General features: G+C 40.4%; 10 protein-coding genes. 5 read left to right on the forward strand and 5 right to left on the reverse strand.

All coding sequences use genetic code 11. From position 1 onward, the window contains the following. The first annotated feature begins 115 nt into the window (after positions 1-115). From VB797_RS20105 to VB797_RS20125, 5 genes are all read left to right on the forward strand, one after another. Positions 116-436, forward strand: coding sequence for a 2Fe-2S iron-sulfur cluster-binding protein (locus VB797_RS20105; protein ID WP_323239511.1), 321 nt, complete (start codon positions 116-118; stop codon positions 434-436). A gap of 108 nt (positions 437-544) precedes the next feature. Next, positions 545-715 carry a hypothetical protein gene (locus tag VB797_RS20110; RefSeq protein WP_323239512.1) on the forward strand — a complete coding sequence of 57 codons (171 nt, stop codon included), beginning with the start codon at positions 545-547 and terminating at the stop codon, positions 713-715. 111 nt (positions 716-826) lie between these two features. Beyond that, entirely contained in the window at positions 827-1,420 is a 594-nt protein-coding gene (locus VB797_RS20115) for a hypothetical protein (protein WP_323239513.1), read from the forward strand. Between the two features lie 29 nt (positions 1,421-1,449). Next, positions 1,450-2,508: a DUF3326 domain-containing protein gene (locus VB797_RS20120; RefSeq protein ID WP_323239514.1), complete on the forward strand. Its 1,059-nt coding sequence runs from the start codon at positions 1,450-1,452 to the stop codon at positions 2,506-2,508. Between the two features lie 62 nt (positions 2,509-2,570). Beyond that, positions 2,571-3,158 carry a CPBP family intramembrane glutamic endopeptidase gene (locus VB797_RS20125; protein ID WP_323239515.1) on the forward strand — a complete coding sequence of 196 codons (588 nt, stop codon included), beginning with the start codon at positions 2,571-2,573 and terminating at the stop codon, positions 3,156-3,158. A 539-nt stretch (positions 3,159-3,697) separates the two neighbouring features. Here VB797_RS20125 and bcsA read toward each other — a convergent pair. The 5 genes from bcsA to VB797_RS20150 form a co-directional block, all read right to left on the reverse strand. Next, the gene (gene bcsA, locus VB797_RS20130; RefSeq protein ID WP_323239516.1) at positions 3,698-6,316 is read right to left on the reverse strand and encodes a UDP-forming cellulose synthase catalytic subunit; all 2,619 of its coding nucleotides are present in this window, start codon (positions 6,314-6,316) and stop codon (positions 3,698-3,700) included. 133 nt (positions 6,317-6,449) lie between these two features. Then, positions 6,450-8,765, reverse strand: coding sequence for a cellulose biosynthesis cyclic di-GMP-binding regulatory protein BcsB (locus VB797_RS20135; protein WP_323239517.1), 2,316 nt, complete (start codon positions 8,763-8,765; stop codon positions 6,450-6,452). A 154-nt stretch (positions 8,766-8,919) separates the two neighbouring features. Next, positions 8,920-10,176: a glycosyl hydrolase family 8 gene (locus tag VB797_RS20140; protein ID WP_323239518.1), complete on the reverse strand. Its 1,257-nt coding sequence runs from the start codon at positions 10,174-10,176 to the stop codon at positions 8,920-8,922. Between the two features lie 175 nt (positions 10,177-10,351). Continuing rightward, positions 10,352-12,724 carry a tetratricopeptide repeat protein gene (locus VB797_RS20145; RefSeq protein ID WP_323239519.1) on the reverse strand — a complete coding sequence of 791 codons (2,373 nt, stop codon included), beginning with the start codon at positions 12,722-12,724 and terminating at the stop codon, positions 10,352-10,354. After that, positions 12,721-14,556: a carbohydrate porin gene (locus tag VB797_RS20150; RefSeq protein WP_323239520.1), complete on the reverse strand. Its 1,836-nt coding sequence runs from the start codon at positions 14,554-14,556 to the stop codon at positions 12,721-12,723. The genes VB797_RS20145 and VB797_RS20150 overlap by 4 nt, the downstream gene beginning before the upstream one ends. Positions 14,557-14,734: the final 178 nt, after the last annotated feature.

Here is a 14,734-nt window from a genome sequence, read left to right on the forward strand (position 1 = left end):
GGTAATTTATCTAATTGAAAATAATTCTTATATATTGCTTTTCAGTTGAAGTTTCGGCTTATTAATATAAAATAAAATATTGATTATTATACTGCCACACTACTATATATTGTAAATGACTACAACTTATACCGTTGAATTCATCCATCAAGGTAAAACGCATACTTTACAGGTACCCGAAGACAGAACAATTCTATCTGTTGCTGAGGAGGCAGGTTTAGAGTTACCTTCTTCATGTAATGCTGGTGTTTGTACCACCTGTGCCGGTAAAATCGTTAATGGTGGTAGCGTAGACCAAAGCGAGGGTATGGGAGTTAGTCCGGAACTACAAAATCAAGGTTTCGTATTACTTTGCGTTGCTTATCCTCGTTCAGATTTGAAAATTGAAACCGAGCAGGAAGATATTGTTTATCAAAATCAGTTTGGTAAGGAATAGTAGATAATTTTGGCTTAACGATCAACTACTATTTAATAATAGTTGATCGTTAGCTGTAAAATAGGAGATAGAGAAATTATAACTGGCAATTAAATTTACAATAAGTCAATGATTACTCATTTCATTAGTACAGAAATTAATTTAGCAGAAAATACCGCACAGTTGCAGAAGTCTGTAGAAGCTGAATTACATAAATATGGTAAACCTTTACGTTGGGCTATTACTGCTGTGGATTCTGAGAAAGGAAAAGTTATTCTAGAAGCAGTAGTGACTAAATAAAAAAAATTAAGTCAAAGATATAAAATATTTATTTTTAATTCTGAATAAGTATATTTGATATTGCGTATAAAAATTTATTATTACATCTTCTATATAGTTTGGGAGCGAGAAATGGCTTATAGTGACTTGACATTAACTAAATTTAAAAACAATTTTGATATTCATATAGAGGAAAAAGCCGATTTATTTGCTGAAGTTGAACCTTTAGAAGCCAGCGATAAACTAAAAAGTGATTTAAAAGAAACTACTGAACTCGCTTTAGCAATTAATACTGAAAAGGCACGCTCAGAAATGATTATTCTACCTATTTTATTAGAAATTCGACGTAGAAGTAATTATCAAATAAGTTTATTTTCTGGTACAAATTTTGATGTAGATATAGAAAAGGGTTTAAATGGTTATTGCGATTTTATTATTAGTCGTTCTAAGGAGCAGCTACTTATTAACGCACCTGTAATAATTATTATTGAAGCTAAAAACGAAAATATTAAAAATGGATTGGGGCAATGCGCGGGAGCAATGTTAGCAGCACAAATATTTAATCAACAAGAAAAGTCTGAAATTAAAACCGTTTATGGAGCAGTTACCACAGGAGATATTTGGAAGTTTATGAAATTGCAAGGAAACAATTTGTTTATTGATTTAAACAATTATTATATTAAAGAACTTGCGAATATATTAGGAATATTATATCAGGGCGTTTAACTGCTCACTGCTCACTGCTCACTGAATAAATGCGTCCATATACCGCTATTTTAATTATTCCAACTGGTGTTGGAGCAAGCATCGGAGGTTATGCAGGTGATGCATTACCCGTCGCAAAATCTATGGCTGAAGTTTGTGATGTTTTGATAACTCATCCTAACGTCCTCAATGGTGCAATTTTGTACTGGAATCTACCCAACGCTTTGTATGTTGAAGGTTACGGAATTGATAAATTTGCTGAAGGGAATTGGGGTTTACAGCCGGTACATCAAAATAAAATTGGTTTGATTTTTGACCGAGGAATTGAGCCAGATTTACGTTTAAGAAACCTTCAAGCAGCAGACGCAGCTAGAGCAACGCTGGGATTAAATTTAACAGATTATGTAATTACCGATGCCCCGCTAAATGTTGAATTACGCTCTGCGGCATCTGGTGCAAGTTGGGGTACCATAGGAAATCCAGATAGCTTATTAAGGGCTGCGGAAGTATTGATAAATAAAGCAGGTGCGAGCGCGATCGCAGTTGTGGCACGTTTTCCCGATGACATTGATGAAGAAGCAGAGCAAAACTACCGTCAAGGTAAAGGAGTAGACCCAATAGCTGGTGCGGAAGCGGTAATCAGCCATTTGATAGTGCGAGAATTTCAGATTCCTTGCGCTCATTCTCCAACATTTTCCCCACCACCCTTAGATGCAAATTTATCACCGCGTTCTGCGGCGGAAGAATTGGGTTATACTTTTCTACCAAGTGTACTTGTGGGTTTGAGTCGCGCACCCCAGTTTGTGAACAGGGAATCTAACCAATTTCCTAACAATAGCGATATATGGGTCGATCAACTTGATGCAGTAATTGTACCGGCAAATGCTTGTGGTAGCAGCGCTTTACTAAGTTTAAGTCAAAGCAAATGTCAGATAATTACCGTGGAGGAAAACCAAACTCAGATGCGAGTTCCTCCTCAATCCTTGGGAATCAAAACAATATCGGCAAGTTCTTATTTAGAAGCGATCGGAATATTAGCAGCTCACAAAGCAGGTATTAATCCATCTGCTTTAAGTTCTACAATATTACCTTTACAGCCGTTAGTTTAGATGTTAATTGTGAAACAGTGCTTAGACATAGGACCAATCCAAAATCTAAAATCCAAAATTGAATGACTCACCAGCAAAAGAACGAGCCAGAAATTCCATACCTGACACGTACCCAAGTGCTGATGGCAATGGGAGTGACAGCGATTATTTTATGGATTATTGCCAAACTATGCCTGCAATTTGGCAATTTTTCCTTAATGCCTTGGCGTTGGCATCGAAATGAATTGTTAATAGGAACTGTATTAGGTTTAACTATTACCGGCTTAAGTAGTCTAGCTTATCGCTTTTTTCCTATTTACCGTCAAAGCGCCAACTATTATTTACAAATCGTACTCAAACCTTTAGCATTACCCGATTTGATTTGGCTGGGTCTGTTACCTGGATTGAGTGAAGAATTATTGTTCCGGGGAGTGATGTTACCGGCTTTAGGCTTCGATCACTTCGCCGTAATTGTATCAAGTATTTGCTTTGGTGTTTTACATCTGAGCGGTTCAGGGCAATGGGCTTATGTGATTTGGGCGACTATTGTGGGAGTAATTTTGGGTTACAGCGCTCTTTTAACTGGTAATTTATTAGTTCCGATAGTTGCTCATGTTGTCACTAATTTGGTTTCTAGCTACTTTTGGAAAATACAGCAGTCTAATTCATAATTTTGGATTTTAGATTACTCTACGAGAAGACGCTTGCGCGTCAATAGATTTTGGATTAAATCGCTACTCCGACTTTAGTGACGAAAACAATCAAAATTTCTTTATTAAAAGTTTTCTTTTTCTTACTTAAAGACAGATTAAAAAAATTAAAAGGTACATCACCGCTTTGTAGGGTATGTGAGTAGGGTGTTGATTTTAAGGGAAATTAAGCATTATTTTGTCATACAGCTTCCATGACAGCCTTGGTTGTTCCTTGTTCCCAGCCGGAGGCTGGGAACGAGAATACCTAAAATAGCGCGGGAAAAAGATAGCCCCGTCTTTTTAAAGCGGGGTGGAATTATACCCTTCCCTACGGGACACCTTGCGGTGAACGGGAACACCTCCGGTGAACGTAATTTGTAATTCATAGGGTATTTGAGAGGTCGTTTTTTCGCGTCTAACTCACGTTAAAATCATCTAAAACCGCTACCTCAAACTTAATTCCGCCTATCTACTGATAAACGGAATTAATACTTTTATTTGAACTCCGAATAAAATACTCAAGCAGCAATATCGGTTGAATGATCTCGTAAAAGTTGTTTGATTTTGGGTGATTGTCGATTGCTGAACTTTTCTGGGAAAATAAGCTCGATCGCAACTTTTCCGCGTTCTTCTTCTACTAGATTTATTTCCGCAACAAATCTCGTCGGTGGGGTATTTTCACCTTTTAGACTCAACAGCAAACCAACTAATGGTTTCATATTCTGCATCTTTTCTAAATCTTGTTTACCCAGCAATCTATCATCATTTGATATGGCTTTTTTACTATCTAATTCCAACCGTAAACCAGTTATTCCTAGTTCGGTCGCTATTCCACTAAAGAAATTACCATCCCAATAAAGTTGAGCGGTGGTATTTACCTGTTTGCGGATTTTCTTGGTTGTAGTTGGCTTTAGTTCGCGTAGAGAACGAGTTATACTGCTGGCTAAGAAACCCAAAGAAGCAATTGGTTTATCGGCGTTTTCTCGCTTTTGCGAATACCATTCTTTCACATCGGAATACATCACTAAGGCTAAATCATCCGTCTGAGTGCGGGTGACGTTAATAAAATCGACTCCCAAATGAGTTTCTGTTTCATTTACCGGAGTAACTCGTACAACCCTCGCAGTTACTACAGCACGAGCGGTAAAATCTCCCATCACCTCAATTTGAACTTCATCTGGTAAATTTGACCAAGATTCCAAGGATATTAAAGCACCAGTTTCTGAGATGTTTATCGTTTCTCCCATGATGGTTTGGTCGTCGCTAGAAATTACCACCGGAAGCCGTCTTTGCAAACGGTGAGCGGTACGAATTTGTGGTTGTTCAAATCCTACGAGTAAAGCTGCTGATAGCAAAATCAAGTTAAAGCCAGACCATAACGTGTTAACTAACACCGCTTCGGAATCTTCTGGACGTAATAACAACCAATAAGGAACCGCTAGTAAGGAACTAATTACTAAGACTGTTACTATCACCAAACCGCGCATTGATGTCCAGTCGAAGGTACGCTTGGTAACATTTATCCCTTTATCGGTAACGTTAAATGTACCCATTTTAGGATTAAACAGCGCTAACAAAGTTACCCAACCCGCTTGGAAAGACATGACAAATTCAAAAATTTCGTTCCAGAAGGAAAATCGGACGTGTTTGTAAATAATGTGGTTGGTAGCGAGGGAAAGGAGGATATGAGGTAAAGCATATGCGAGAGTTTCTAAACCCAAACCTTGGATTGGATTGATGCCAAACAAGAGGAATAATGTGGGAATGATCGCATATACCAATCGGGGATAGCCGTATAAGAAGTGGGAAGTAGCGCTTAAATAACAGATACGTTGAGCAAAATTTAGATTCAGTTTGGAATTAAATAATGGGTTTTCAATTCTGAGAATCTGAGCCATTCCCCTAGCCCAGCGTACTTGTTGACCGACATAAGCTGAAAAGGTATCTGGTGCTAATCCCGCTACCATAATTTTGTCGTAGTAAACGGATTTATAGCCTTTGGAATGCAAGCGTAATGCTGTATGACAATCTTCCGTTACGGTTTCAACCGCAATTCCTCCAACTTCCAAAGCGTGAGTTTTACGAATCACCGCAGCAGAACCGCAGAAAAATGCTGCGTTCCAAAAATCGTTACCTTTTTGCAGGACTTTATAGAATAGTTCGTTACCTACAGGGATTTTTCCGTCAGTAAGTAAGTTGCGCTCGAAGGGGTCGGGGTTATAAAACCAGTGGGGAGTTTGAACGAAGGATACTTTGGGGTCGTAGAAGAAACCTACCGTATGCTGAAGAAATTGCCGGGATGGAACGTGGTCACAGTCTAAAATTAAGACTAGATCGCCGTCGGTTTTATAAAAAGCAGTGTTGATGTTACCAGCTTTAGCATGGTCGTTGTTATCTCGTCCCATATGAACGCAGCCGAGTTCTTCGCACATTTGCTGTAACTTTTCTCGTCTAGCGCGGAAAGTCTCGTAACGTGGGTCATCTTGTTTGTACTTTTCCGGACGACCATCATCGAGAACGTAAACCTTCTTTTTCCCAAGAGCATAATCGCAAGCCAAAGCTGCTAGTGCTGTTTTGCGAACAATCTCAACGTCTTCGTTATAGGTAGGAATGTAAATATCAACATTAAACCATTCTTCTTGGGGAATGACAGAAATATCAATGGGTTGACGTTCTTTGATTTTTAAAGTTTGAAAGTATGCTAATACCAAGCTAAAAATTGCATACAATTCTGCCCCCAATAAAGTTAAACAAGCAATACTATTTATCCATCCGTCAAAATTGAGCGTGTAGCTGAGACGGTAATATAAATATCGCATTGTTGTTACCAGACTTAGCCACACCATAAACAGGTGATAATATTGACTAACTTCTGTAGAAGATTCTTGTTCTTCCGCTCCCAATACTATCTGACCTAGCAATACGAGAAAAACTGCTATAGCTGCTTGCTGCCAAATTTCTAACGGTGTAACAATTAACGGAATTGAAAATACTAATAGTAGTAAAATTAACCACTTAAAGTGTTTGATTCCTACTTTTTCTAGGGTGCGATCAAAAAAGCTGGGGGTGAGGTCAATCAGCCATCTGCTCAAGTTGAAGCGCTGGCTTTTTTTGGAATTACGGGCTGAAGAGGACATAGCAGTTTGATAAATTTTTTTATTAAGGGAATGGGGAGTAGGGAGTAGGGAATAGGGAATAGGGAATAGGGAGTAGGGAACAGTTTTTCTTGATCATCTTATTCAAATACCTATTACCCATTACCAATTATTCTTACTTCCTGTCAGCAGTCGAAACCCGCTTCAGATAAAGTTGGAAAATACCGTAGAGTATCAGAGATAAACCAACCATCCCCGCAGGTACTAATAACCAGTTTTCTTGTAGCATTCGCGACATTTTACTGAGAATATTAGTATTTTCGATGCGACGAGTAGAGGGAGCATTGTCAAAAAACGCTAGTTGATAACCATCGGGGTCGTAAGCAACCGGGTTTTTCTTGTCGCTACTAATTAATACCGTATCCTTCTTGAGTTGGAAGAACCAAGGGTCTTTACTTAATACTTCTCCTACTCTTTCTAACCCCGTTTCCGTCTGAGCAGTCAAAGCCAACACAACGCGATCGCCATTCCAAGGAGAGAGAATTTGCTTAATCATCCCTTGCTTATCTTGGGGAGCTTGAACGCTTGCTCTAGCTGAACCGCGTAAGAATGATTGATTTAAGTTAAACCCTGGGGATTTGAAGACTTCGGGGAACGGGAATCTCTCTCGCATCCCAATTCCTACTAAATTCTCGCTTTTACGGACTTCTTCGGGTAATGTGTCTGAAGTATAGACATCTAGTTTGACGGAATCGGCACTACTTAATCTTCCCAAACGTTCGCTAAAAGCCAGCATTGTCAGCACATCTGTAGCGTTGGGTTCTTGCGGCAGGACAATTGCTGTTTTGGATAAATCTTGAGGTGCAGCGAAGGGGAATCCATATTGCATTAATTTCAGGTCTGGTAGCTGTACGGAGTTTTCCCGTTTTAAGTCAAAACTTGTATCGGCATGAACTGTACCTGTAAGTTGCTGGTCTGGAGGACTGATACAGTTGGCTTTATCAAATGGTTCCTTCGGATTCATCCGGAAAAATACCTGGATCTTAGAATCAGGCTGAACTAATTTAGCTGGTAAATCTACTTTCAGATTTTTACGTGTTTCTCCTTGGTCTGAATCAAGACGCGCTCCACCAATAAAAACTCCATCTAATAAGACTTCTACAGCGGAGGTTCTGGGGTTCATCTGCGGACCGTAGCTATAGACCAGGTTCATTGAACTACCGCGTACAAATCTGTCATCCGGTAATGCACGGAAGTCGATTTCAATTGGTGGGGCCGCAGAACCACGCACGCTGAAATCTTTAAAGGCATCACCGTTGAATTCAGTTTTAATATCGCTCAATTGAAAATTATTAGCTTCTGGTAAAAACCGAGACCACTCTCTATCTCCTGGAGTGGGAGAATCTTCAACTTTATTAACTAAAACTACTTGCCCCGTACTCATTTTCCTGAGATCGGGCTGTGCTAAAAACTGTGTAGCTTTCGCAACTCCTACTGCACCATTTCCAGTTGCAATCAGAACGGGAACTTTAGTGTTTTTGGTAGTAGTTAGAATTAATACTCCTGTATCCTCTGATATTGGGTTCTGATTAGAGTCCAAAATTTGAGAGCTAACAATTTTACGAGGTAAATTCAAATCCGCTAAAGCTGGTTGTTCGCTAGGAGTACCAATAATGACTAATCTCTCATTGGCTGATACATCTGCAAGGCTGGAAACTAAGTTTGTCTCTATGGGACGAAAATCTGCCTGTCTCCCTAATGAAGCTTGCAAGCGTGCTGCTCCCTCTAGCCAGGATTTGCTCGTCTTTTGGGGCTTTAAATAAGTGATGCGATTGGTTTCTAAATTCAGGTTGTCAAAAAATGGATAAGGATAGTTACTAAAGTTGAGTGGAATTGCTTTACGCTCGAATTTAAAAATTAATTCTGAGTCTGGGAGAATCTCGGTCCATAAAGTTGGGTCGCTTGGGTCGCTACATCCGGAGCTATTATTTTGCTGCGCGACAATTTTAAGTTCGTTATATTCTTGCAGTAGTTTTGGAGGAATATTTAACAGTACTTGACCTACAGCCGATTGTTTGCGGTTTAAAGGAATGCTACCTACAGCCGTATCATTAACTAATACTGTTAAGTTAGATCGATTAGCATACAGCGCAGGCGAATGTTGAAACCGCACCAAGGCTTTTACCGCACCGACATTCCAACCACGAGGACGAGTAAAACCCAGACGACCTTCAGAATAGACCCCCCGCAGACGCATCCGGTTGCCAACCACGGGGCTGCGATTAAATTCTAAAATATATTCATCGTCGTATTTTGTTGGGGATGTTGATTTTGCGGTGCTATTGGTTCCACTCCCAACTGCTTGCGCTAATAAGATATCTCCATCTCCTTCATATTTACTCGCAGCTTGGGCATTTGGCAAAGCCGATAGTAAACAAAAAGATATAATAAATGCTTTATTAACCGCTTTAAAATTAAATAGATGCTTCATAACACAGTTTTTTAATTATTAGGTAAATAGAGAATGAAAATGGTTTAAAAATGTCTATTTTGCTAGTAAAAATACTTTGTTCAAGTATTTCTTGATTACTTAAGTATGGCTGCCAACATTTTATTCGCTTTTCAGAGAAAGATGCCATAACTTCTTAATTATTTTGCAAAAGTTTCTGGGAAGTTGCGTCTGTTGATAACAGTCCCAACCAAACTAGATTCTGAGTATAATAAGCTCGATTATCGTCCCAAAGTTCTTGCTGGTATTGAGGTAGCAGTTTTTTGTTTAGCAGTTCTTCAGCCAATTCTGGTTCTATCAGCTTACTTGCAGCATAGAGCATAGCATATTGAGATGTCGCTTCGTAATTTACCAAAGCTTTACCTTCAAGGTCGATTTGCGCCGGGATGCTCGATTGTTCGCGCCACAGCTTTCTCAAATACCCAGTAGATGTTTCAAGATAGCTTCTTGCTTGAGATGAATCAAACCAACTGGCATCTAGTGCTATTCGCCACCAAACTCGAAATGCATCAAAGCTGTATACGCTGCTTAATTTGCTGTCATTAGGTACTGGTTTATATTTACCAGTTTTTGCATCCATCACAACCCAGTCACTCGGTAAATTTACAGCACTGATTTTTCGAGAATCTTCCAACACCTGATAGCTAGAATCTACCAAGCTTAACCAATCTCGTTCCGGGTCAACTTGAGCAAACAAGCGGAAAGCATAGGGAGCAAAGTAGGAAGGGTTGAGAAATATGGAGGAATCTTTCACAAATGCAGCTTGGGGACCAGGTAACAAATAGCGTTTACCCTCAAATCCGACTACAGTTGAATATTTCCATAAATCTTGCAGTTTAGTTTTGGCTATTTTGAGGTATTCTGGACGATTCCAGCGTCGGGAAGCCAAGATTAAGGCGGTAATAGCATCTATATCCCCATCGCTGGCAAAATTATTATCTATAGAACCCCAGCTACCATCAGCTTTACGTCCCCACTTCCAAGCCCATAAACTATCTAATTGTTTGCCGTTTTCTAACCTTTGTAAGTTGTTTTCTCCCCAGTTCAAAGTTAAGGCAAAGGTGGTCGGGTCATCGATCAGTACCGCTCGTAACATCCCGTAGGCTTGACCTTCACTAGTCGAACGATCGCTAGCTTCGTAATCAATCACTCGTCCATCTCTCTGGATAAATCGACGACGATAGCTGTCCCAGCTTTCCACTAACAGTTCTCGGTTGGGAGTCGAAGCTGGAAGGGCTGCTAAAAATTGAGTGCGATCGTTGTCGATCGCAGACGCAGGTGCTGATTCCAAGTTACTGATCGGTTTTTCTAAATTTGTGACTGAATAACCTCCTTGACAACCTTGTAAAGCAATCAAGCTGAATATAGCTACTATGTTTGGAATCTGGTTCATCTTCATAACCGTTTGCATTAATTTTGACGATTTATTCAAAGGAAAATTATTGCAACGAGAATTGGGTTTGACAGGGAAAGTAAATCTAGTCTCCTGGTATTACTATTCCCTCGTTAGTACGTATAATTACTAAAAAATTTATTCTTCATCAAAAATTTGCATGAAGGTGAATTTTTTACCGATTTTTACCGCGACGTTCGTAGCTCTCCCAAGGTGGTTGAAAACCCCGTCTTTGCAGAAAATCTTCTTGTATTTGCTGCATTTGGTTAGAAATTTCTGGGTCTCTTTCACCACTGGCAATTTGTTCGATTTGCAATTGTTCAAGAGCTTTCATTGCTGCTAAAGGTTTGTCAAAAATCGCATTCAGCCCAGCAAGAGCGCGACGTGCTTGTTCGTCTTGCGGCTTTTGTTCCAAGACTGTGGAATAAATTTGTTCTGCCGATTCAAACCGTCTTTGCTCGAAGCGAATTCCCCCCAAAGCAGCTAAAGCATCTACATCATCTGGCTGCTCTTTAAGAATATTTTCATAAGCTTTACCAGCCATGTTTAAATCACCAATAGCCCGAGCTAACAGGGCTATGCGTTCTGAATTAACGTTAGTTGGAGCATTAGCAATCAACTGTTTCATTCGCAAGCGGGCTTCGTTCGGGTCTCGTTGGGCGATAACTTCCAGTAACCGCTGCTGTAATCTAATGTTACTAGAATCAACCTCAACCAAGTAATTATACAGCGACTCACGAGACGGGTCAGTCGGTAGCTGTACGACCAAACTATATAGTTCTGGTGGAGTATTGGTTGCTTTTTGAGTTGCCAACCAATTATTTAAAACCGCTTCTGCTTCTGGTTTAGAAATGCGTTTGGCTTGATACGCAACACTAGTACGTCCCAATTGAGCAGTTATATCTTCGGGGTTGCGTTCTAATACTTGCTCGTATACGACTAAAGCTTCTTCAAAACGCTTTTGCTGCACCTTCACACCTACTAAACCACGTAAAGCACCATCAACAATATCTGCTTTGGGATTGCTTGTAAGTATGGCAAAGTACCGTTGAGCGCTGGCTTCTAAATTGCCTTCCCGTCGTTCGATTTCTGCTGCGAGCAACTGTGTCGTCATGTCTGACGCACCTTGGGATGTTGCCGTATATTCGGCTAAAGCTTGCCTCGCTTGAACTGTGTTGTCGAGTTGCAGATACATCTGAGCTACCCGAAAATTTAAAAACGGCACGTTAACCCCTGTTTGCAAAAGATTTTGATACAGGGGTAAAAGTTGGGGGTCGGGAGCATCTAAATCGGCTAAGGCTACTGCTAGCTGCTGTAGTTCTACTGAGTCTGTAGGTAAATTTTGTAGTGTAGCGGCTAAGCGTTGTTTCACATCGCTTTTGGTAATCATTGCCAATTTATATTCCAAAGCCAGTTGCCGCAACACCAAACTTTTATCGTTAGGTAAGGTAGCAGCTAAACGTTTGTAAAGCTGTAATGCCGTTTCCTCACCTTGGGGTAAACCACTGAATACATCAGCAATTTCCCGCAGCAGGGTGGGGGAAGGATTTGGGTTATTAGCAAGGGACTGACGGTATAAATTAGTGATTCTTTCCGTAAGGGTAGCGTTGTTTGTAATCTTACGAATTTCATTTAGCGATCGCGCTAAGGGTAAAATCGCTTCTTCTTTATCCTGTAAAGGATCTAATACGGCTAAAGCTTCGGCTTCTTGTTTATTAGCAACATAAGCTTGAGCCAATTCCGCACGAGTAAGTATGCCTAACTGGTCGAGGGTTTGAGAACGACGTAACTGGCTAAGTAAAATTTCGATGGCTCCTTGAGGATTGCCAGTTTTACGTAAGGTCAGAGCGTAAGCAACCGCAGCGTAATCGGTTATAGGTTTTCCAGTCGTTTGATAGCGGTTGAATAATTCCTTGGCTTTTTGATAATCACCACTGTAGCTATAAGTTTGAGCGGCACCGATGATTGCTTCTGGTGAAGGATTATTCGCTAACACAATTTGAAAATCAGCGATCGACTCACTAAACTGTCCCTGATAGGAATACAGTAAAGCCCGGTGATAACGAGCTTGCAGGTCATCGGGGTTTAACTCAAGTAAAGTGTTGAGAGCTTTTATGCCGGGTTTGTTCCACTCCGGACGATAAGCACCCATCATCCCCACAATTTTTAAAGCCGCTTGATTTGTGGGGTCTTGAGCCAATACTTGTTGATAAGCTTGAAATGCGGCTTCGATACGTCCTGCACGATTGTAAGCAATAGCTAAACCGAGTTTGGCTTGTAAAGATTGCGGGTTGCTTTTTAAAGCTTGCTCAAAAGCAGTAATGGCATCATCCACCCATCCCTTTTTGAGCAGATTATAACCCCGTTGGGTTGCCCCCGATGACTGAGCCTGTACCGGAATATTTTGCAAAGTTGCCAATGCGATCGGACAAGTAAAAACGAATAAGTGAAAAGGTAACAAAGTAATACCGAGAATTGTTTTACTCTGTGTTTTTACTTGGAGTCGCCATAAATTAGCTTTATAAAGCAAGTTTAGTCTGTGACTCATCGACCAATCCCTCTTGGAGTGACATCAAAATTCGATTTAACTCTTACACCAAGAACTGTTTCGTTAAAATCGTCTCTTCCCTGGACGGAAAAGCCTAATCTGAGATTGGGTAAAAACTGAAAATCGTAATAAAGCTCCAGTACATCTAGTTGCTTTCCTTGACGCTTCTCCGAGTTAGATAAACCGCGTCCGTAGGCTAATCCCAGTCGGTCATCGGGAGTAAATAAATCTAAGAGACTCGCTCCGATAACGTATGTATCTGCACCTTCTCCCAAATCTCTATTTTCGTAACGACCGTAGCGTCCAAAAAGACCTAGTTTCATAGTGGGAATGAAAACTTCAGCGTTTAAACCGTATGCTTCTTCGCGATCGTCTTTCAAAACCCCAAACTGACCATTTCCGCGAGCAATTTGAAAGCTTTCTGGAAATGTATCGCGGTTTCCAGCATCTCTAGCAGTGCTATAAGTACCGCGAATAATCGCATTACCGTAACGAACCCCAACTTCTCCAGCAAATCCATCCAAAGCAAATTCGCTCAAGCTATCAGAGGATGAAAAAACAGCAGCTTTAGCATCAATATTATCCGTCACGCTCCAATTAACCAGCAATCCCGGATGGGAAGCTATACCTGTAGCTGCTAAAGCTGAGTTAGTTTGAAATACTGGATTAAAAAACTGACTCGCTCCATCTTTGGCAAAACTGTTACGGTCAAAATAAGATGTCAAATCTAACTGACCAACTGCAAATCTCAGATTGGGTAATCCCGATATAGACGTTGCGAGATAAAGTTCGTTGATATTCAAACCTTCTCGTCGGGAATCATCAAAAGAGCTACCCTCGCTTGTCAAATCCAAAGTTGCACCAAACAACACTTGAGGTGTCAACGGATATACTCCAGTCAGTCTTGCTCTTGCGGAAGTATCACCTCCTTGAGTTACATACACACCTTCGACCCTTAAAGAAGATTCTTTTAAAGCTGCACTAGTTCTTAAAGGGTTTAATTCGTTGTTTTGTGTTAGCGGTACCGGTGTCGTTCCTAACTGCTGACTTGTAGTTAATGGAACTGATGGACGTATTCCCCCTTGGGAATTAAGTAGTGTATTAAAAGTTGGTACGGGTGCGTAAGTTACGGAAACTGACGGTTGCGAACTGCGGTAAGCATCAAGCATTTGTGCAAATGTTGGTACCGTCTTAGAAGTGGTATTGAGGTATTCTTGGGGGTTCGAGGTTCTGGTATTTAGCAGTTGATTGAATGTTGGTACATCAGCACGATTCGATTGCGGTACATTTGTGCCTGGAAGTGGTGGTAAAGGAGCAATGGTCGCAAATTCCTGAGTGTTATTACCCGGAGGTGCCGGTAACGGAACTTGAGCGTTGATTTGTCTCGCTTCATAAATCCCGGTTTGAAGACCACCAATAGATTTTGCTCCTATGGCTACGGATTGCTCGATTAAACGTTTAGTTTTACCACTTATCTGTTCTTGGATAAAAGTGTTTTCTAATTGCTTGATATTATCGAACGGTAAATAAGTAGCTGGTTTTCGGGTCGGTGCAGCACCAGTATTAGCAGCATTCGGTGGTGGTGGTACTTCTTTTAATTGAAGTTTTGTTTTGCCACTGGGTATCGATGACTGCGGTACTCGCAGCAAATCACCTGAATAGGTCGGTTGATTAGCCTGTTGAGAAGATATCATTTGGGCAAGAGCGCGATCGCTAAAACCCAAAGTCCATAACACCGAGATTGAAGCAGCGCAAAATAGCGCATAAGATTTGTGTTTATGAAATTCTTCGATCAAAATAAATTTTTCACGCTCTAGTGTTTTAAGCTTCATTACTCCAGTTAATGTATAAGTAAATATTTCATTGCATAATGTCGCCACCTTAACAAAAAAAATTCATATCATCGAGGGGAAAATACGTAGTTTGCAAAGCTCATAAATTTACAATAAGAGTTTGTAAAGGTGGTAATTTTACGATTAAATCTGGGCAAAATAAATAAAAATGTGGAAA

It is taken from the genome of Rivularia sp. UHCC 0363, assembly GCF_034931125.1.
GTDB lineage: Bacteria > Cyanobacteriota > Cyanobacteriia > Cyanobacteriales > Nostocaceae > Rivularia.